The 19,609-nt window shown below is 71.1% G+C and carries 21 protein-coding genes; 11 read left to right on the top strand and 10 right to left on the bottom strand.

Annotation, left to right across the window (positions count from 1 at the left end; genetic code table 11):
* Positions 1–8: 8 nt before the first annotated feature.
* The 7 genes from FH608_RS44140 to FH608_RS52070 form a co-directional block, all read right to left on the bottom strand.
* Entirely contained in the window at positions 9–767 is a 759-nt protein-coding gene (locus tag FH608_RS44140; RefSeq protein ID WP_139637024.1) for a phytanoyl-CoA dioxygenase family protein, read from the bottom strand.
* A gap of 145 nt (positions 768–912) precedes the next feature.
* On the bottom strand, positions 913–1,986 hold the full coding sequence (locus tag FH608_RS44135; RefSeq protein ID WP_139637023.1) for a Gfo/Idh/MocA family protein: 1,074 nt from the start codon (positions 1,984–1,986) through the stop codon (positions 913–915).
* 29 nt (positions 1,987–2,015) lie between these two features.
* Positions 2,016–3,188, bottom strand: coding sequence for a Gfo/Idh/MocA family protein (locus tag FH608_RS44130; protein WP_226900452.1), 1,173 nt, complete (start codon positions 3,186–3,188; stop codon positions 2,016–2,018).
* Between the two features lie 99 nt (positions 3,189–3,287).
* Positions 3,288–4,190: a nucleoside hydrolase gene (locus tag FH608_RS44125; RefSeq protein ID WP_139637022.1), complete on the bottom strand. Its 903-nt coding sequence runs from the start codon at positions 4,188–4,190 to the stop codon at positions 3,288–3,290.
* Entirely contained in the window at positions 4,175–4,843 is a 669-nt protein-coding gene (locus FH608_RS44120; RefSeq protein ID WP_139637021.1) for a ThuA domain-containing protein, read from the bottom strand. Before FH608_RS44120 ends, FH608_RS44125 begins: the two co-directional genes overlap by 16 nt.
* A gap of 103 nt (positions 4,844–4,946) precedes the next feature.
* Positions 4,947–5,516 (bottom strand): hypothetical protein, encoded by a 570-nt coding sequence (locus FH608_RS44115; RefSeq protein ID WP_139637020.1) that lies wholly within the window; start codon positions 5,514–5,516, stop codon positions 4,947–4,949.
* Positions 5,517–5,564: 48 nt separating this feature from the next.
* Positions 5,565–5,714, bottom strand: a complete 150-nt coding sequence (locus FH608_RS52070) for a helix-turn-helix domain-containing protein (protein WP_193318961.1) — start codon at positions 5,712–5,714, stop codon at positions 5,565–5,567.
* A gap of 602 nt (positions 5,715–6,316) precedes the next feature.
* On the opposite strand from FH608_RS52070, the gene FH608_RS44100 reads away from it, so the two are divergent.
* Positions 6,317–6,937, top strand: a complete 621-nt coding sequence (locus FH608_RS44100; RefSeq protein ID WP_226900451.1) for an RNA polymerase sigma factor — start codon at positions 6,317–6,319, stop codon at positions 6,935–6,937.
* Positions 6,934–8,055, top strand: a complete 1,122-nt coding sequence (locus FH608_RS44095) for a CU044_5270 family protein (RefSeq protein ID WP_139637019.1) — start codon at positions 6,934–6,936, stop codon at positions 8,053–8,055. The genes FH608_RS44100 and FH608_RS44095 overlap by 4 nt, the downstream gene beginning before the upstream one ends.
* A 57-nt stretch (positions 8,056–8,112) precedes the next feature.
* On the opposite strand, the gene FH608_RS44090 is transcribed toward FH608_RS44095, so the two are convergent.
* Positions 8,113–10,905, bottom strand: a complete 2,793-nt coding sequence (locus FH608_RS44090) for an ATP-binding protein (RefSeq protein ID WP_139637018.1) — start codon at positions 10,903–10,905, stop codon at positions 8,113–8,115.
* Between the two features lie 201 nt (positions 10,906–11,106).
* Here FH608_RS44090 and FH608_RS44085 point away from each other — a divergent pair, with 201 nt between their 5' ends.
* The 4 genes from FH608_RS44085 to FH608_RS44070 all read left to right on the top strand — a co-directional run bounded on the left by FH608_RS44085 (position 11,107) and on the right by FH608_RS44070 (position 13,232).
* On the top strand, positions 11,107–11,442 hold the full coding sequence (locus FH608_RS44085; RefSeq protein WP_139637017.1) for a VOC family protein: 336 nt from the start codon (positions 11,107–11,109) through the stop codon (positions 11,440–11,442).
* 13 nt (positions 11,443–11,455) lie between these two features.
* Entirely contained in the window at positions 11,456–12,073 is a 618-nt protein-coding gene (locus FH608_RS44080; RefSeq protein ID WP_139637016.1) for a VOC family protein, read from the top strand.
* Between the two features lie 70 nt (positions 12,074–12,143).
* A complete protein-coding gene (locus FH608_RS44075) occupies positions 12,144–12,653 on the top strand; it encodes a pyridoxamine 5'-phosphate oxidase family protein (protein WP_226900450.1) in 510 nt (169 codons plus the stop codon).
* A gap of 6 nt (positions 12,654–12,659) precedes the next feature.
* On the top strand, positions 12,660–13,232 hold the full coding sequence (locus FH608_RS44070; RefSeq protein ID WP_139637015.1) for a DoxX family protein: 573 nt from the start codon (positions 12,660–12,662) through the stop codon (positions 13,230–13,232).
* A gap of 85 nt (positions 13,233–13,317) precedes the next feature.
* Here FH608_RS44070 and FH608_RS44065 read toward each other — a convergent pair whose 3' ends face one another.
* Positions 13,318–14,214 (bottom strand): quinone oxidoreductase family protein, encoded by an 897-nt coding sequence (locus FH608_RS44065; RefSeq protein ID WP_263008672.1) that lies wholly within the window; start codon positions 14,212–14,214, stop codon positions 13,318–13,320.
* A gap of 170 nt (positions 14,215–14,384) precedes the next feature.
* On the opposite strand from FH608_RS44065, the gene FH608_RS44060 reads away from it, so the two are divergent.
* The 4 genes from FH608_RS44060 (at position 14,385) to FH608_RS44050 (ending at position 17,643) form a co-directional block, all read left to right on the top strand.
* The gene (locus FH608_RS44060; RefSeq protein ID WP_139637013.1) at positions 14,385–14,756 is read left to right on the top strand and encodes an ArsR/SmtB family transcription factor; all 372 of its coding nucleotides are present in this window, start codon (positions 14,385–14,387) and stop codon (positions 14,754–14,756) included.
* Positions 14,757–15,070: 314 nt separating this feature from the next.
* Positions 15,071–16,045, top strand: coding sequence for a phosphotransferase enzyme family protein (locus tag FH608_RS44055; RefSeq protein WP_193318960.1), 975 nt, complete (start codon positions 15,071–15,073; stop codon positions 16,043–16,045).
* 43 nt (positions 16,046–16,088) lie between these two features.
* Positions 16,089–16,235, top strand: coding sequence for a hypothetical protein (locus FH608_RS52065; RefSeq protein WP_193318959.1), 147 nt, complete (start codon positions 16,089–16,091; stop codon positions 16,233–16,235).
* Between the two features lie 85 nt (positions 16,236–16,320).
* The gene (locus tag FH608_RS44050; protein ID WP_139637012.1) at positions 16,321–17,643 is read left to right on the top strand and encodes an MFS transporter; all 1,323 of its coding nucleotides are present in this window, start codon (positions 16,321–16,323) and stop codon (positions 17,641–17,643) included.
* A gap of 25 nt (positions 17,644–17,668) precedes the next feature.
* Here FH608_RS44050 and FH608_RS44045 read toward each other — a convergent pair whose 3' ends face one another.
* The gene (locus tag FH608_RS44045) at positions 17,669–18,382 is read right to left on the bottom strand and encodes a GntR family transcriptional regulator (protein ID WP_139637011.1); all 714 of its coding nucleotides are present in this window, start codon (positions 18,380–18,382) and stop codon (positions 17,669–17,671) included.
* 198 nt (positions 18,383–18,580) lie between these two features.
* Here FH608_RS44045 and FH608_RS44040 point away from each other — a divergent pair, with 198 nt between their 5' ends.
* Entirely contained in the window at positions 18,581–19,603 is a 1,023-nt protein-coding gene (locus FH608_RS44040) for an autoinducer 2 ABC transporter substrate-binding protein (protein ID WP_139637010.1), read from the top strand.
* Positions 19,604–19,609: the final 6 nt, after the last annotated feature.

The following is a 19,609-nucleotide window of genomic DNA, read 5'->3' as shown; positions in this document are numbered from 1 at the left end:
GCCGGCCGTCACGCGCGGGCGGGCGCGTTGGCGTAGTCGTTGCCGGCGAGATCGGCCCCTCGGGCCAGCCAGATCTTCCAGCCCTCGTTCTGCGGGACGTCCTGCATCTTCACCGAGCTCGGGAAGTAGCGCATGGTGTAGCCGGTGCGGCGGGTGGCGCTGGTGTTGGCCCGGGCGCCGTGGACGATCCGGCCGTCGTGCATCGAGAACTCGCCGCGCTTCAGCTCGAAGTAGACGGCCTTCGTCTCGTCCACGCCGGCGAGCTCGGCGTGGAACGTCTGCTCGGTCATGTCGGTCGGCCGGTAGTCGTCGGAGAACCCGCCGTTCAGGTGGGAGCCGGGGATGACCCGCATGCAGCCGTTCTCCTTGAAGGAGCCGTCCTCGAGGGCGAGCCAGATCGTGACGATGTTGTCGTAGTTGTCGAAGCGCCCCTCCCAGAACGCGCTGTCCTCGTGCCACGGGGTCGCCCGGCCGGTGAAGGGGTCCTTGGAGATGAAGTGGCTGGACCAGAGGGCGATGTCGGGACCGACCAGGGGCTCGATCCAGTCGAGGACCTCGTCGGAGAGGAGGTAGTCGAGCAGCCGCGCGTCGCGGTAGTGCGGCGTGTCGAGCTCGTCGGAGAGCTTGTCGCCCTTGTCTCTGAGGTGCTCGTTGAAGATCAGCTCCAGTCCGGAGAGGCGATCTTCGGAAAGCAGCCGGCGGCCGGGCAGCAGGTAGCCGTTCTCGCGGAAGAACGCCACGTCAGCGTCGGTCAGGGTCTCGGTCATCGCGGTGCCGCCTTTCCAGGTAACGAGTGATCCGGGGGGCGAGGACGACGCTACGGCGCCGTGGCCAGGGTAACGACGCCTATCTTCGGCTGGGCTCGACTTATCTTCCGAAGGCCGCGCCGCGCGGCGCCGTCCGCGGGCGCGATCAGCCCTTGTCCAGGGCGCGGATGATGTCGACGAAGAGCTCCATGTCCTGCACGTAGTCCTCCGGGGTCGTCTTGGGCGTCGCGCCCGTGGTGACCGCCTCGTGGAAGTACTCGAGCTCGTAGGTGTAGGGGTCCTTGAGGTGCGGTCGCCGCACGGAACGCTCGTAGGAGTCGCCGTCGGTGAGCTCCAGGTGCAGCGTCGTCGGGAAGTGCCGGACGTAGGGCGTGTCGTAGCGCACCTTCATCGTGCCGCTCGCGCCGTACACCTCGATGTAGGTGTCGTAGCGCAGCTGGTCGTCGACCCCGGTCTCGTAGGTGACGACGAAGTCGCCGTAGTCGAGGAGCGCCACGACGTAGCCGCCGCTGCGCCACATCTTCGCCGCCGAGACCTCCTTCGGGCGGCCGAGCAGCTCCCGCATGGCGGACAGGTCGTGGCTGCCGAGGCCGCACAGCAACCCGTAGGTCCACTCCAGCTCCTGGGGAACGTCGCCCAGCGCCTCCTTCACCAGCGCCGACCGGCGCGCCCACTTCTCGTCGATCGCCTCCTGGGGGACGTCGTCGGGCCGGTCGACGTACGACGTCTGGTCGACGATCAGCCGGTTCTCGCCGATCACGTCGTGGACGCGCGCGTAGCGGATCGGGCCGAGCTCGGGAAGCTTCTCGACCGCCTCGGTGAACGCCGGCGCGAACCGCCGCATGTAGGCGACCATCACGGTCCTGCCCGACCGGTCGCGCGCCTCGATGATCTCCTGTGCCTCGCGGGGGCTGAGGCACATCGGCTTCTCGACGAGCACGTCGAGACCCGCGTCGAGCGCCGCGATCGTGCAGTCCGCGTGGTACTCGTCGCTGTTCAGGACGATCACGCAGTCCAGGCCGCCGGCGGCTGTCATCTCCCGGAAGTCGGTGTAGCGGTGCTCGACCCCGTAGCGATCGCCCAGGCGTTCCAGCAGGCCCGGCGAGATGTCGCAGATCGCCGCGAGCTCGTAGCGGTCGGGCAGCGACTCGATGATGGGCAGGTGGATGACCTGGGCGACCTCGCCCAGTCCGATGACGCCGACGCGCAGCTTGCTCAACTCTGTACCTTTCGGTGGTGGGTGGTCCGTCAGACCCCGGTCCAGCCGGCGCCCGCTGCCGAGGATCGCTCGACGGCGTCCAGCACCCGCTGGACCTGCAGGCCGTCGGCGAACGACGGCGCCGGCGGCGTGCCCGCCGCGACGTCGCGGACGAAGTCGGCGATCTCGTGCACGAACGTGTGCTCATAGCCGAGGCCGTGGCCCGGGGGCCACCAGGCGCCGGTGTAGGGATGGTCGGGTTCGGTGACCAGGATCCGGCGGAACCCGGCGTCACGGGGGTGCGCCGTGCCGTCGTACACGAGCAGCTCGTTCATCGACTCGAAGTCGAAGGCGATGCTGCCGGCCGAGCCGTTGAGCTCGATCCGCATGGCGTTCTTGCGGCCGGTGGCGAACCGGGTCGCCTCGAAGGTCGCGAGCGCGCCGCCGTCGGTGCGCCCGAAGAACACCGCGGCGTCGTCGACGGTGACCTCGCCGGTCTCGGCGCCGCCGCTCGCGCTCAGCCCGGACGCCGACCGCGCGAGGGGACGGCGCTCGACGAAGCGGGTGAGGTGGCCCGAGACCTCGGTCAGGCGCTGGCCGGTGAGGAACTGGGACAGATCGACGACATGTGCGCCGATGTCGCCGAGCGCGCCGGATCCGGCCTTGTCCTTCTGCAGCCGCCAGACCAGCGGGAACTCCGGGTCCACGATCCAGTCCTGCAGGTAATGGGCGCGGATGTGCCGGACCGTGCCCACCGCGCCCGCCTCGACGAGCCGCCGCGCGTAGGCGAGCGCCGGCGTGCGCCGGTAGTTGAACCCGACGGAGGACAGGACGCCTCGCGCCTGCGCCGCCTCGGCCGCGGCGGTCATCGTCTCGGCCTCGGCGACGGTGTTCGCCAGCGGCTTCTCGCACAGCACGTGCTTGCCGGCCTCCAGGGCCGCGACGGCGATCTCGGCGTGCGTGTCGCCCGGCGTGCAGATGTCGACGACCTGGACGTCGTCCCGGTCGAGGACCTGCCGCCAGTCCGTCGTCCAGCCGGCCCAGCCCATCGTGTCGGCGGCCGCCCTGGTGGCGGACTCAGTACGGCCGCAGATCACGCTCATCGCCGGACGGACCGGCAGGCCGAAGAACCGGTGGGCGTTGCGCCACCCCTGGGAGTGAGCGGCACCCATGAACGCGTAGCCGATCATCGCTACCCCGAGTTCCGGTCGACGGGTGCTCATGCTCTCTCTCCTCAGCCCATGCAAATCGGTTTGCTCAGGCAACGGTACGGGTCCGCGCGCCCTCCGGTCAACGCCGGTCAGGCGCGCCGGCCGGCCGGCTCACGGCAGGGCCTCCAGCCGCTCCAGGAACAGCTCACGGAAGGCCGGCGCGTCCACCGCCGTCGCGATCCGGCAGTTGGGCTCGGGCGGGTTCTCCCACATCAGCAGGTCGGCCACCGCGACCCCGCGCGTGATGCGGCCGGCCGTTTCGACGGCGACGTGCGCCTCCTTCCAGGTCACCAGATCCGGACGGGTGACCACCGCGACGGCGAGCGGGTCGTGCAGCGCGCAACTGCCCTGCTCGATCTCCTCCCGCGGCTTGACCCGCTCCTGGAAGTCGATCCAGGCCTCGGTGTGGCGCGCGGCGATCCGGCCGAACTCCCCTCCGGACGCCAGCGCCCGGGCGTCCTCGCGGCTCAGCCGCACCCGGCGGGTCACGTCGAGCCCGACGAACCGCAGGCGCGCGCCGCTCTCGCAGACCGCCTGGGCCGCCTCCGGGTCGCACCAGAAGTTGTACTCCCCCGGCATCGCCGCGACGTTCGTCTGCTCGAGGAACACCCCGCCCATCACGACGATCTCGCGGACCGCGCCGGCGACCTCCGGCGCGATCGCGAGCGCGCGCGCGACGTTGGTCAGCGGCCCGATCGCGACGACGGTCAACCGCCCGGGCTCGGCGAGCACCCGGCGCGCGATCTCCTCGGCCGCGGCGCCGCCGCCCGGGGCGCCCTGCACCACGGGCACGTCGCCGCGGTGGAGCACCTGGAGCAGGTCGCGGGTCAGCCGGGTCGAGGTCACGACGTCGCTGTTGCCCCCGACCGTGGTGACCGTCTCGACCCGCAGGCCGGGGTCGGCCAGGGCCAGGGCGAGCGCGAAGCCGTCGTCGATGTCCGACCCCGGCGCCCCCATGCCCAGATCCGTGTCGAGGATGATCCGTGTCGGCTCCGTGGTCAGCGGCTCGCCCACAGCAGCCCTCGCTCCGTCAGCGTCCGCACATCGGGGTGGTCGAGGTCCTCCAGCTTGTGGCCGATCGTCGAGACGAAGACCCGGCCCTTACCCCACCGGCGGGTCCAGACCGCGGGGCAGGTCAGCTCTTCGCGCCACGGCGTCTCGTCGCCCACGGCGAACGTGGTCGTGGCGAGCACGTCGTTCAGCGCGTCGGTGAGCACCCAGTACTGCTCGGTGTTCAGCTTCCAGCGGTCCAGGCCCTCGACGATCCGGTGCCCGCGCCGCTCCGGCACGACGGCCACCTCGTGCGCGACGAAGCCGCCCGGGTGGGCCGCCCACTGCCCGCCCGTGAGATGCAGGTAGTCCGGCGAGGCCCGGAAGGAGTCGCAGATCCCGCCGTGCCAGCCGGCGAGACCGGTGCCGGCGGCTACCGCCGCGGACAGACCGAGCACCTGTTCGTCGGTGGCCTGCCCCTGGGTGTAGCACTGCACGACGAGGTCGGTCGCGGCGAGCTTGTCGGCGTCCGCGTACACCTCGGGGCTCTCGTGCACCTCGACGGCGTAGCCGTGCGCCTCCAGGAACGGGATGAACCTCTCGGTCGCCTCGACGGGGCTGTGTCCCTCCCAGCCTCCCCGGACGATCAGGGCCTTGCGGGTGCGCGCACTGTCCATGCTTCTCCTTGGTGTGTGGGTCCGGTCGGAACTGTAGCCAATCGATTTGCAAAACACCAGGGAGCCTCCTGGCGGCTCTGGAGGCAGGTCGAGTCCCGCGGGATCACCACGATCGTGGGCGAGCGGCGTCTGCTGAGTGAGATCGCCGAGCGTCTGCTCGGCTCGGAGCAGGACACGCACACCGAGATCGCCGGCATGTCGGGCGTACCCCGATGCCTGCCGCCGGCTCGCCGCCACGGCCAGGCGACGTCTCCACCGCGATCGGCGCCGCGCCGTCAGTGCCCATCGGCATCGCCGCATCGTCTCCGCCTTCAAGAACGCCTGCGAGCACGGCGACCTCGGCACCCTCATCGCCCTGCTCGACCCTCAGGTCAGCGTTCGCACCGACGGCGGGCGAAAGACCAGGGCGGTCAGGCGTGCGATCCTCGGCGCCGAGAAGGCGGCGCGTTGCCTCCTCTATCTGCGTCGGAAGGAGTTCGTCCCGAAGATCGCCGGCCTGATCGGGCGGGTAGAGCAGGGCACGTACGCCGGCCTCGAACACCGCCCGCCGGCCGGCCGGCGGGTCCTCGGTCCCGGTCGCCAGCGCGAAGAACCCGCCCACCAGCGCGCGCATGGCGAACGCCTGGTCCGCGAAGTCCCAGTCGTCCCTGGCCAGACCGTGCGCGCGCCACACCTCGATCCCGGACGACCAGTTCGGCGATCAGGTCCCCTTCGTCCGCCATTAGAGGTAGAGCGTTCCCTTGCCGATGTGCGCCGCCCGTGCGATCTCCGAGACGTTGGTGCTCCGCACCCCGTGACGGAGCACCAACTCCCGCGTGGCCTTGAGGATGCGTGCGGCCTTGGCCGGGTCGTGGCGCACAAGCTCGTTCACCGCATCTCCTCCAGGCTCGCACGGCCGCCACGTCCGCGTTCTTCGACATCCTGCGGCGCATGAAATACTGCCGGACCCAGCGGCCGATGGCGGGCCGGTCCTCGCCCCGGGTCCAGAAGTGGCGCAGCAGAGCCTCACGGCGACCTGACGGGTTGAACCACTGACGCAGCCCTTCGGCCGTGCCCTGCCACTCGGTGATGACCGGTTGCAGGTTGCGCTCCCATGCGGAAACGCCCGTTCGAGGTCGTCCGGATGCCGCTGCAGCGTCGTGCCGAGCAGATCCGCTCCGCCGGAGGTACGCGGAACTCGGCGTCGACGTCGTCCGTGCAGTACGTGAGCATCACGGTGGGGGTCCGGTCCCGGAATCCGAACACCACATCGCGAGGTCCTGGTCGGGTTCCAGAAGTACGGCCGTGTAAATCTCATAGCCGAAGGACCTCACATCTGACGCGGCTGAATCGTCGAAGCCGCTGTCTTCGTGGATCGCCCTCAGTCCCCGGCCGGCACGCCAGAATTCGGGGGAAGGCGAAGGCCACCTGCGGACAACAAGAGATGACCGATGTCCCGCCGACTACAAGGCCTTGAATGAATGAGCCACCTGAATGAATGAGCCACACCTGGCGGATCCCCCGGACATGGCCTCACCGCCGCAGGACGACGCCGTGGTGATCGAACGGTCCTGGGACGAGCCCGAGCGTTTCGGCGCCGTCTTCGACGCGCACCACGCGGAGATCCACCGGTATGTCTCCCGCCGGCTCGGCGCGCACGCCGCCGACGACGTCTCCGCCGAGACGTTCGCCCTCGCCTTCCGGCAGCGACGCCGCTACGACATGAGCCGCCGCAGCGCCCGCCCCTGGCTCTACGGCATCGCGACCAACCTCATCAGCCGGCACCGCCGCGACGAGGTGCGGCTCCTTCGCGCCGTGGACCGCCTGCATCCGGAGGCGGACCCGGCCCGGGGCCACGAGGACGAGGTGACGGCGAAGGTGAGCGCGCAAGCCGTCAAAGGCACGCTGGCCCGCGCCATCGCCGCCCTGCCCGCGGACCAGCGTGACGTGCTACTGCTGGTGGCGCTCGCGGAGCTGAGCTACGACGAGGTGGCACAGGCTCTGGACGTGCCCTCCGGCACGGTGTCCTCGCGGCTCAACCGGGCCCGCAAGAAGCTACGCAAGGCGCTGGGCGGATCGAATGCGCTGCTCGACGAGGAAGAGACACATCGATGAACGACCTTCATCTCGTACGGGGGATGTACGACGACCCGCCCCCGCCCTCCGAGAAGGCCGTCGCGGCCGCCCGTGCCCGGATGCTGGACCAGGACGACTCCGCACGGCCACGCCCCCGCCGCAGGTGGCGCATCCCTGCCGGCGTGCTCGCCGCCGCCACGGCCGCGGCCGTCGTGGCAGGTGTGACGCTCGCCACCGACGACCCCGCGCGACCGCGGACAGGCGTGGAGGCCACTCCTCACACCCTGTCGCCTCGCGGCATGATGCTGGCCGCCGCCTCCCAGGCGGAGCGACAGCAGCAGGGCCCCTACTGGTACACGCACCAGCGCACCGGCTTCGCGGCGCTCGCGCGCGGCAGGACCGGCGGGTACGTCGTGGAGGAGCGCGACGAGACCTTCACGTGGACGGGAAGAACCCCCGGCGACGGCGAGTCCTTCTACGGCCGCGCCTTCGCGGGCAAACCCCAGACCAGCGCCGACGCCGATGCCTGGCGCGCGGCGGGTTCCCCTTCGCACTGGACGGTGCGCTCGTCGGGTGTGAGCAGGACCGTCACGACGAAGTCCGGTGCCTGGCAGGTGGACGATCCGAACGACCAGGGCGGCGGCACGTTCGACATCGGCGGCGTCGGCCAGTTCACCTATCAGGAGCTCCAGGAGCTGCCCACCGACCCAGGAGCGCTGCGCACGCTGCTGTGCGAGGGCTCGGTGAAGCTCGCGGCGGGCCGGTCCGGGGCGCCGAGGCACTGCGACGGCCCCGGAAGAGTGCTCGACCAGGTCTTCTCCGTGCTCAAAGACACGCCCGTGCCGCCCAAGGTGCGGGCCGGCCTCATGCGCCTGATCACCGATTATCCGGGCGTGCAGCGGCTGGGCACCGTCACGGATCCGCTCGGCCGGCCGGCGGTCGGCCTCGCGGCCCCGTTCGAGAGCGCCGACGGCCGGGGGACGATCCGGAGAGAGGTGCTCTTCGACCAGCGGACCGGCCAGGTTCTGGGCAGCCGTGACATCCAGCTCCAGCCAGGCGCCGACAGCGAGAAGTGGCAGGTCCCCGGCAGGATGCTGGACTACTGGCTGGTCCTCGACTCGGGTTGGAGCAACGCCGAACCCGCCCTTCCCGACTGACTTCCGGGGTGAGCGGCGCCGCCGCACGGCGCACCTGTCACGGCCACCGGCAGCCGCTCACCATGGGCTCACGGAAACCGTCATGGGGCCGAGCCCGAGATCGGCCAGTGCGGCGGCGCCACGGGCGGCATGCTCGCCACCGGCCAGCACCATCGTCCGCGCCGCCTGGTAGCGGCAGCCAGCGGCCTCGAAGACGTCCGCGGTGGCGAGCAGGCGCTCGCGGTCCTGGTCGAGGAGGGATCCCGCCCGCTCCACGACGGCGCCGGCGACCGGGTTGCCGGCCGTGATGGTACGGGCGTCGGCCAGGCGGTCGCGCGCGACCGGGCTTCCGGCGAGGACGGTGGCCTCGGCGCGTATCGCCACGTACCAGTGGAGCCAGATCCAGGTCACCCACTTCCACACCTCCCCGGGCTCGGGCGCCATCCGCTCCATGGCTTCCCCGGCCTGCCCGTGATGGAGCATCCGCATCGCGTCGTAGAGCGCCCCGTAGCCGTAGGTGCGCTCCGACGGCTCGCCGAGCCGGTCCAGCACCTCCTGCCATTCACGCTCGTGGTCGCCGCGAAAGCTGTGGATCATCGCCACCGCGTCGGCCGCCGGGCCGAGGGCCGCCTTGGCCGGGCTGCCGGCGCGCCGCCACGCGTCGAGGAAGCGCGTGCTGCCGGAGAGGACGTCGTCGGCGTTGCCCGCCAGCGCGTCGGCGACCAGCAGCCAGCACGTGGCCCGATGGCCCACCTCGGCCAGTGCCGGATGGTCGGCCAGCTGCCGTCCCCACCGGCGGGCGTCCGCCAGGTTTCCCACGCCGAGGCTGGTCTGGACAGCCATGCCGAGCCCGTCGATCAGCTCGTGGACGCCGCCCGGCGTCTCCGGCCGGTCCGCCATGGAGGAGAGCAGCGTGACCCGGCGCCCGGCGGTGGCCGCGCAGGCGAACGTGTCCCCGGCCCAGGCGTGTGCCGCGGTGAGCGCGTCGAGCGCCGCGGACTCGGCGAGCGGGTCGCCGATGCGGCGGGCCAGCTCGACCGCGCGTTCGGCACGCGCGAGCGTCTCCGGTACGGCGTTGTCGGCCGGCCCCTGAACCGCGCCGAACGCGTCGCTGAGCACCCCTGCCTCCGCCAGCGCCACCGCCGCCTCGGCGGCCGGGTCGTCACCGGCCAGCTCCCGCGCCTCGGAGACCAGGGCGACCGCCTCCTCCTCGGGCGGGATCCGTACGAACGTGCTCGAGAACCGGTACGCGGCGGTGGCTGCGGTGGCCAGGTCCACGGCGGCGCGGGCGGTGTCGCCGGCACGGCGGGCGGCATCCGCGGCGGCGCGGTGGAGGCGGTACATGTCGTCGCCGCGCGTACGACAGCCGGCGACGTCCGCGGCCTTCCGGAACATGGACGCGGTGGCGGCGGGCTCGTCGGCGAGCGCGGCCGCCTGCTCGTATCGCTGCTGCGATTCGCCGATCAGGTGGCGGGTGAACGTCAGCTCGGCCAGGTGCCGGGCAAGATCGTGGGCATCCGTGCGCCGCTCCGGCTCGCCTGCCGCCCACGTCAGCGCCGCGCGGAGGTCGTCGGCGACCGCGTCGAACCGGGCCCGCCAGTCCGGCCCGGCCGCCGCCAGGTCAACGGCCTGGGTGAAGCACCAGCGCAGGTGCCGGGCCCGGGCACCGGCCAGCTCACCGGCCTGGCTGAGCCGTTCTGTCCCGTACTGGCGGATGGCCTCCAATGCCCGGTAGGAGGTGCCTCTCGGGGATGCCGTAACCGTCAGCAGGCTCTGTTCGGCGAGCCGGGCCAGTCCGTCGGTGACCACGTCCATCGTGGCTCCGGTGACCTCGGCCGCCGCCGATGCGGTGAACGGCGCTACGAAGATCGACATCTGGTGCAGGAGCTCCTGGTCGGCCGGTTCCAGCAGAGCGTGGCTCCAGTCCAGCACGGCCCGCACCGAGCGGTGCCGTTCATCGGTACGTGATCCGCCGGTGAGCATCCGCAGCGGGTGGGACAGCGCGGAGGTGATGCCGTCCAGCCCGAGCGTGGGGCAGCGGGCGGCGGCAAGCTCGATCGCCAGCGCCATCCCGTCCAGCCGCTCGCAGATCGAGGCGATCCGGCCGCGCAACGCGGGATCCAGCGGCAGGCCGGCCGCCGCCGCCCGCTCCACGAACAGCGCGACCGCGTCCGACTCTCCATCCACGGCCAGCGACAACGGCGGGACCGGATACACCCGTTCGAACGGCACCATCAGCCGGGCCTGGCTGGTCGCCAGGACGGTCATTCGAGGGCAGGCCGCGAGCAGCCGCTCGAGAAGCAGCGCCACCCCGTCCACGACGTGCTCGCAGTTGTCGAGCACCAGCAGCGCATGTCGGTCGGCCAGCGCGGCGACCACCGACTCGGTCAAGTCGCGGCCGGGCTGCTCGCCGAGTCCGAGCGCACCCGCGACAGCGGTCGCGATCATGCCGGGGTCGGTGACCGGGATCAGGTCGACGAACCACACCCCGTCGGTGTACCGGCCGGCCAGCTCCGCCGCCACCGCCAGCGCGAGCCGGGTCTTGCCCACGCCGCCCGGACCGACCGCGGTCACCTGGCGGTGCGCCGTCACCATCCCGGACAGCTCTCCCCGCTCCCTGGCCCGGCCGATGAACGAGGACAGCGGAGCCGGCAGGGGAACCGGCTCCCGGCGGGGCCGATCGACGGCCGCGCGCAGGGCGAGCGCTCGCCGGTCCGGCACCCCCAGCTTGCGCAGCAGTGAGGAGACGTGACTCTCGACGGTACGTACCGAGATGAACAGCTGCGCTGCGATCTCAGCGTTGCTGAAGTGAGCGCCGAGGAGCTCCAGCACCTCGGCCTCTCGCGGAGAGATGTCACCTTCCGTCGCCATAGTCGCATTCTTTCGTATCTCCTCCGTGCCCCACCCCGTGCGGGCGACCCGTGGCCGGGCCCCGTGGCCGGGCCCCGTGGTCAGGCCCGTGGTCAGGCCCGTGGTCGGTTCCGTGGTCGGTTCCGTGGTCACCACGGATGCCGACCGGCCAGGCCAGGCCGGAAGCTAGGAGCACAAGAGATCGCGCCCACAGGAGCAATCATGATCAAGACCGTCCTGCACCCCGTGTCCGACCTGGCCAAGGCCAAGGAGGTCTACGCCGCCCTGCTCGGCGTCCCACCGGAGCACGACGCTCCTTACTACGTCGGCTTCGAGGCCGATGGCCAGCACATCGGGCTCGTCCCGAACGGCGGACCGCAGGGCATGACCGCCCCGGTGGCCTACTGGCACGTGCCGGACATCGAGGCGAAGCTCGCCGCGGTGATCGCCGCGGGGGCCACGGTGCAGGAGGCGGCACACGAGGTCGGCGGCGGCCGCCTGGTGGCCACCTTCACCGACCCCGACGGCAATGTCCTCGGCCTCATCCAGGACCGATAAGGAGAAACCCGCAATGACCACCATTCACTCCGTCACGTTCGAAGTCCCCGACCCCACGGCCGCCGATGACTTCTACGCCACCGCCTTCGGCGTGGGAGCCCACGTACGCACCCGCGCCGCACAGCCGCCCGCGACCGGCTTCCGCGGCTACATCATGTCGCTGGTGGTGTCGCAGCCGAGCACCGTGGACAGCCTCTTCGGCACCGCGCTGCAGAGCGGCGCGACCGCCCTGAAGCCACCCACGAAGAGCTTCTGGGGTTATGGCGGTGTCCTGCGCGATCCGTACGGCACGCTCTGGAAGATCGCATCGTCGTCGAAGAAGGACACCGGCCCGGCCACCCGGGACATCGACGACATCGTCCTGCTGCTGGGCGTCGACGACGTCGCCGTGACCAAGCGCTTCTACGTCGAGCGCGGCCTGTCGGTGACCAAGAGCTTCGGTCGTAAGTACGTCGAGTTCGCCACCGCGCCGGTCAGGCTCGCCCTCTACAGCCGCCGGGCCGCCGCCAAGGACGCCGGCGTTCCCGTCGAGGGAACCGGCTCGCACCGGCTCATCATCAACACCGACGCCGACGCCATTGTCGACCCGGACGGGTTCACGTGGGAGGCCACCTCCCTCCCCGCTCGATGAACCCACCACCGACCGGCCGGCAACGCGCCCAGCGTCCGGCCGCCCCTTCCTCGGTCATGGAGATGACAGCATGAGCGTGACCCGTCCTCCGGCCCGCCCCCGCGACGAGCGGATCCGCGACACCCTGCACCGGCTCGAACACGACGTCGACGCCTGGTTCGCCACCGCGGACCCGGCCGGCTCGCCCTACCTCATGCCGCTGTCGTTCCTCTGGGACGGCCACACCGTGCTCATCTCCACGGCCGGGACCAACCCCACGGCCCGGTTCCTGGAAGCGACCGGCACGAGCAGGATCGCGTTCGGCCACACGCGCGACGTCATCCTCGTCGACGCCGAACTCCGCGAGACGATCCCCGCCGCCGAGATCCCGGACGAGGTCGGCGACGCCTTCGCCGCCAGGACCGGCTTCGATCCTCGCGACCAGAGCGGTGGCTACCTCTACTTCCGCCTGGCCCCGCGCAAGGTGCAGGCCTGGCGCGAGGCGAACGAGCTCAGCGGCCGCACCCTCATGACCGGCGGCACGTGGCTCACCGGCGAAGAACCACACAGCATCCGGCCAACCCGATCCGAAAGGTCGTGACAGGACATGAACCCGCAGATCACCGAGCGCCCACCCGGCGCCAAGGACATTGAGCAGCCCAAGGGGCGTGGAAGGAGGTTCACGCTCAACGGCGTACTGTGGCCGCTTCAAGTGGTGTTCGGCTTCTTCTTCGCCGGCAGCGGTTTCGGCAAGGTGCTGTTGTACGACGGCGTTCTGTATGCGGCGGCCCCTCGGGCCGTGGCCTGGTACGCCGCGGTGCCGCAGCCCCTGATCGTCTTCATCGGGGTCTGTGAGGTGCTCGGCGGCGTCGGCCTCATCCTGCCGGCGATGACGGGAGTCAAGCCGAAGCTGACGCCGCTCGCCGCCGCCGGCCTGACGCTGACGATGATTCTCGCGGCCGGCTTTCACATCGTGCGCGGCGAATACGCGCTGGTGCCCGCGAATCTCCTGCTGGGAGGCGGTACGGCGTTCATCGCGGTAGGACGGGGGAAGCTGAGGCCCGTCGCACCCGCGACCATCACCACCTCGCGAGCGCTCCAGTCGTTCGCGGTCCTCGGCGCGCTGGCCCTGCTGGTGTGCGCTCCGACGTGGTACACGATGACCAACGTGCAATTCTGATCACCCCGGTGGTCCGGCGGCCGGCGCCCCCTGGCCCCAGACCGACTTCTCCTGGCAGTACGTGGAAGGGCCTCGGCGGGGATGGCTACGCGACACGCGCCACGTATTTGCCGCTGCCCCTGCCGTCCGCGAGCAGCTGGTGGACGGCGGGCACGCCGGCCAGCGAGCCGATGTCCGTGACCGCTACATCCAGCCGGCCGGCGCTGATCAGCTCCAGGACGCGGCGCAGCGCCGCGGCGACCCGTTCCGGAGCCGACCTGCTCAGGCTGGTGATGCTGAAACCGCCGATCGCGACGTTGCCGCCGATGAGCTTGCCGAGGGGCGGCAGCGGGGCGGGCTGCCCGCCGCCGGCGTTGCCGAACAGGACGATCCGCCCTCCCGGCGCCGTGATGTCCAGGTCGACATCGACCAGGCTCGTGCCCAAGGGGTCCAGGACGACGTTGACGCCGTTCCCTTTGGTGGCGGCACGCACCGAGTCGACCAGATCGGCGCCGCGGGCGAGGGCGATGTCATAACCGCTCTGCCGTGCGGAGTCGGTTTTGTCCGGCCGGCCGACGGTGCCGATGAGCAGACCGCCGCCCAGCGCCGGCACCAGCTGCGCCAGGGCGCTTCCCACACCCCCGCCGGCCGAGTGCACCAGGACGCTCTCTCCTGAGGAGAGCCGGGCGGCGTCCGTCAGCAACAGCAGCGCGGTGGAGAACACCATCGGCGTGCCCGCCGCCGTCAGCAAGGAAATCTCGTCCGGCACCGGTACGGTGAGCGCTGCCCGCGCGATGGCCACCTCGGCGAAGCCGCCGCCCGCCGTGAACGCCACCACCCGCTGCCCCACGGCGAGCCCGCTCACGCCGGCGCCGAGTTCCCGTACGGTTCCGGCCACCTCGAGCCCGGGCACGTACGGCCAGGACGAGGCGTAGCCGGGATCGCCGCGGCGCGCCATCACGTCCATGAAGTTCACTCCGGCGTAGGTGACATCGATACTCACCTGTCCCTCACCAGGACGTGGTTCGGCGATCTCCTCCACGTCCGTGCGATCCGTCCCGTCTGAGGGCGCGGTCATCACCAAGGCACGCATGCTTTCCTCTTTCTACATTCGTCGTACGACGAAAGTCGTATCATGCTTGTACGCTGCTTGTCGAAAGAGAAAGGCGAGACATGCCCCGCACCCACCGCCGCCGCCCCGAACTGGTCCACCCGGACACCGAGGAGTTCGACGTCCTCGACGTCCTGCACGCGCTGGCCGATCCGACGCGCATGACCATCGTGCAGACCCTGCGCGCCGCCCCCGAGCGGGCCTGCGGCACCTTCCCGGTGGACGTCGCGCCGTCCACGCTCACCCACCACTTCCGGGTGCTCCGCGAAGCCGGGATCATCCGCCAGCGCGAGGAAGGCAACCGCCGCTGGACGGCACTGCGCATGGACGACCTCGACGCCCGCTTCCCCGGCCTCCTGGACGCCATCGTCACCGCCTACGACCGGCAGGCCGCCCAAGCCCCCGCCCTGGACGCCCCGATCACCGGCCATTGATCGGCGCCCGGTCAAGGACCTGGCGGTCACTCGGCGTACGGGGACTCTGCCACCTCACAGCGGGACCACCCTTCGCGGGGGAGCGAGCCGGTCTCGGGGAGTTCGTCGACGAGCTGGACGAGGCGCGCGTCGCCGGGCGCATTCCACCGCTGCGTGTCGTCACTCCGCTCGCCGTGCTGAGCACCGCCGGGGCTCCTGCTCGCCGCCGCGCCCGGAGCACGGCCGATCCCGCTCGCCGCCACGGCCGGAGCACGGCCGATCCCGATTCCCCGCGCCCGCCACGCATCGGGGCGTTCCCACCGCATACTGGGCGCGTGGATCACGTGGCGTATGTGCGCGAAGCCTTCGGCTGGGATCGGGAAGTCGTCGTGTCCCCAGGGCCTCAGGGTGCGCAAGGGCGGATCTGGCGGCTGGAAGTGGGCCGGGCGCGCTACGCGCTGAAGGAGATCTACGCCGACCCGCCGTCGAAGGCGTCGATCGACGCGGAGCTGGCCTTCGCGCGGCGGGCCACCGAGGCCGGGGTGCGCCTGCCTGCCAGCCACGCCGACCGCGAGGGGCGTTACCTCCTGACCACGCCCGACGGGACGTGGCTGCGCCTGTACGACTGGGCCGACCTGCGGCCGCTCGATCCGGCGGCGCGGACCACGCCGGGCGAGCTCGGGAAGCTGCTGGCGCGCCTGCACCGGTGCGCACCCGCCACGGCCTCGGAGCCGGACGGCCGACCACCCGCCTCCTGGTACGACCGGGTCCCCGCCGCGCACGAGTGGTCGAAGGTGTCCGCCTCGGACGCGTCGTGGGCCGGACGCCTGGCCGACCTGCCGGCCATGCTGCCCGATCTGGTCGCGGCGGTCGCGCCGGCCGATCCCGCCGGCCTGATCGTCTGCCATCGTGACCTGCACCCGGACAATGTCCTGGCGGACCCCGACGGCAACCTGGTGGTGGTCGACTGGGGCGACTTCGGCCCTGCCGCGCCGGGCCGGGAACTGGCCCGGGCGCTGTTCGACTGGTTCTGCGACGACTCGGTAACCGACCTCGACGCCATGCGCGGCATGTACGAGGCTTACGTGCGCGCGGGCGGTCCCGGTCGCCTGGCCGAGCAGGCGGACTTCTCGATGCTGGTGGCCTCCCGGCTCAACTTCCTGCTGCTCCAGGCACGCATCGCCGTCGATTCCGAAGCCGAGCCACGCCACCGGGAGTGGGCGGAACGCGAGATCGACGAGATGCTGCGCATCCTGCCGACCCCCCGGCAACTGGCTGACGTGCTGCAGATGGCCCTCGGAACTCCTTGATCTCCAGCACGGGGCGCCGCACCTCGTTCCCGTCGCCCGCCCGGTGTTCGAGGTCAGGCACCTGCGAGGCGTCGGGCCGGTCATCGTGCACATGGAGAAGGTCACCAGGGACGTCTGCCACGCAGCAGCGATGGTGGACGGCGGTCGATCCCCCGAAGAGCGGCAGCCGCTGATCTCGCCAGTGGTGTAGCGCCAGATGATCCGGCACGCGTCCACCGCCTCCTCGATCGTCAGCCCCCGCATACGGCGGCATCCTGTCATGCTAATTTTTATACATGTATAAAAACTTGTGGATCGTGGCGGTGCTCGCGTTCGCGGTAGCCGTGGGGACCCTCCAGATGACCGTCGTCGTGCCTCTGCTACCGGGTCTCGAACAGCAGCTCCAAGTCCCGCCCACCACCGTCTCGTGGACGCTCACCGCCGGGCTGCTGTCGGGAGCGGTCTCGATCCCGCTACTGGCCCGGCTCGGCGACATGTACGGCCGGCGCACGACATCGCTGGTCGCGCTCGGCCTGCTCGTCGTCGGTTCGATAATCAGCGCCGTGGCCGGCACGCTGCCGCTGCTCATCGTCGGCCGGGTGCTTCAGGGAACGGCCGCGCCGCTGCTCCCGCTGGCCATGGGCCTGCTCAGGCAGGTGGTGCCCGGCCACCGGCTGCCCAGCGCGATCGGGGTGCTCAGCGCCACCATCGGGGTGGGCAGCGGCGGCGGCATGATCCTCGCCGGGGTGCTGGAGGGGAACCACCGGACGGTGTTCTGGGCGCTGGCCGGGCTGGCCGCGCTGAGTTTCGTCCTGGTGGCGACTGTGGTGCGGGAGGCGCCGGCGCGCGGAGCAGGACGGCCTGACCTGGCTGGGGCGGCGCTCGTCGCGCTCTGGCTCATCTGCCTGCTGCTGGCCATCAGCAAGGGCGCGGCCTGGGGCTGGACCTCGCCACTGACGCTGGGCCTGTTCGCCATGGCGGTGGCGGTGGCCGCGGTGTGGGTCGCGACCGCCCGCCGTACCGCGGCGCCACTGATCGAGATCCCCATGCTGCTGCACCGGGGAACGGTGGGGGCCACCGTGGCGTCGTTCCTGCTGGGATTCGCGCTGTTCGCCGCCATCACGACCGTTTCGGCGGTAGCCCAGGGCACGCTCGGGGCCTCGGTGCTGCAGGTAGGGATCTACCTGTTGCCGACGACGGTGCTGATGCTCGTGGTCTCCGTGCTGGCGGGGCCCCTGATGCGCCGTTTCACCGCGTCCGCGCTCGTGGCGGGCGGCTCGGTACTGGTGACGGCCGCCACCCTGTGGCTGGTGGTGTCCAGGTCCTCGGGCGCGGACCTGTACGGTGCCGCGACGCTGCTGGGGCTGGGCATCGGACTCGGCTACGCGGCGCTCGGGACGATGGCCGTCGAGCACGTGGAGCCCGCCAAGACCGCAGCGGCCGGCGGGGTGAACGCACTGGTCAGGGTCGTGGGCAGCAGCGTGGCCGGGGCGGTGGGGGCGGCGGTGCTCTCCAGCGGGGGCGCCGGATGGGCCTTCGGCGTCGCGGCCGGCGCGGCTCTGCTGGCGGCCCTGTTCGCCGCCGTCCACGGAAACCTCTCGCGAAAGGCACTGGCATGACGGACCGGGACGCGGCCATGACGGCTCATGCGCGGAGTTTGACCACGTATCGGTAGCGGTCTCCCCGGGCTGCCGACCGGGTGTACTCGACCGGCCTGCCGGCGCGATCGTACGTCCATCTGCGGATGACGATGAGCGGGCTGCCGAACGGCACACCGAGGACCTGGGCCTCCCGCTCGTCGGCCGCCTCGGCGTGAATGCTCTCCGTCGCCTCGGCGACCCTGGTGTCGAGGTCCTCGGCGAGCGAGGCGTACAGCGACTGCCGGCGGGCCAGGGTTTCGGGGTCGATCCGGGAGCCGATCCGGTCGGGCAGCCACGAGTCCAGCAGCGCGAAGGGCGCCCCCGACCCGGTTCTGATCCGGCGTACCAGCCAGACGGCCTCGGAGGGCAGGAACCCGAGGATCTCCAGCGGCGGGCTCGGGTCGCGGCGGATCTCGACCCCGCTGATGCCCGGCTCCAGCCCCAGGTCGCGCAGCAGCGTGGTGAAGCTGCGCAGGCTGCCGAGCGAGTGGCTGATGCCGATCTCCACGTTGACGTAGCTGCCGGAGCCGCGGCGCCGGGTGATGAGGTTGGCCGCGGCCAGGCGGTCGAGCGCCACCCGGACGGTGTTCCGGCTGACGCCGTATTCCTCGGTGAGGGCGCCCTCGGAGGGCAGACGCTCACCCGGTTTGTACCGGCCTTCCAGGATCTGCGTGCGCAGCGAATCAGCGACGATCTCGTGCGCATGGCGCTTGGTCATGCGGGGCCTCTCTCCTCGCTCACAAAGCCGGCGCAGACCGAGCTATCAGTCAACGGTCATCAAGCACAACTTATACCAACAGGAGTCGGACTTGTACCTACAAGTCTTGACATTGCTTGGTACTGATTCCTACTCTCAACGGCACAGGCGGCACGGGGCGCGCCTTGAACCTGTTGAGTCGTCTCGTCGGGATGCGTAATGCGAAACATCAGAGCCGGGCTCGTAGCAGCCCTCACAGCGGCCGCCCTGGCGGCCTGTTCGACCGTCGGAGGGGGAGGACCGAGCGCCGCGCCGGGCGGCGGCGCAACCGGAGGCACCAAGGTCGCCTTCGTGTCGCAGGTGGAGGGTGTCCCCTACTTCTCCGCCTTCAAGCACGGCGCGGAGCAGACAGCGAGCTCGCTCGGCATGTCGTACACACAGGCAGGGCCGGCCACCGCCGACGCGACCGAGCAGGTCCGCATCTTCAACGGCCTCGTCCAGCAGGGCTACGCCGCCATCGCGGTGTCCCCGCTCGACCCGCGCTCCATGAACCCCGCCATCGCGGCGGCCCGGCAGAAGGGCATCGTCGTGATCACCTCGGACGCCGACGCGCCCGACAGCCAGCGCCAGCTCTTCGCGCAGCAGGCCACCGACGCCGCGCTCGGATCGACGGTCATGGACGAGATCGCCAAGCCGATGGGCGGCAAGGGCAAGTACGGCATCGTCTCGGGGGCGGCCGACACCCAGACCTTCAACAGCTGGGTGGCGGAGGCGCGCAAGCGGCAGGAGTCCGCGTACCCGGAGATGCAGCTGGTGGGCGGCGTGCGTTACACCACGGACACCGCGCAGGCGCTGAAGGAGGCGCAGGACCTCATGACCGCGAACCCCGACCTCAAGGGGCTGATCGCGGTGCCCTCGACGGCCGTTCCCGGCGTGGCGCAGGCCGTCCAGATCGCCGGCAAGGTCGGCAAGGTGGCGGTGTCGGGCTTCGGGTCGCCCAAGACGGCACGTACGTTCGTGGAATCCGGCGCCATGACCTCCACGGTCCTGTGGGACGTGCCGCAGCTCGGCATCCTGACCGTCTGGGCGATGAAGCAGCTCCTGGACGGCAAGCAGATCCCCGCGGAGGCGACGGTGCCGGGCCTCCCGCAGCCGGTGAAGTACGACGCGGCCACCAAGACTCTGGTGCTGGGCCCGCCGCAGGTCTTCACCAAGTCGAACATCGCGCAGTTCGATTACTAGGAGCGA

It is taken from the genome of Nonomuraea phyllanthi (assembly GCF_006334985.2).
GTDB lineage: Bacteria > Actinomycetota > Actinomycetes > Streptosporangiales > Streptosporangiaceae > Nonomuraea > Nonomuraea phyllanthi.
Note: the sequence above shows the minus strand (reverse complement) of the source record. Positions and strands in the feature narration are given on the sequence as shown.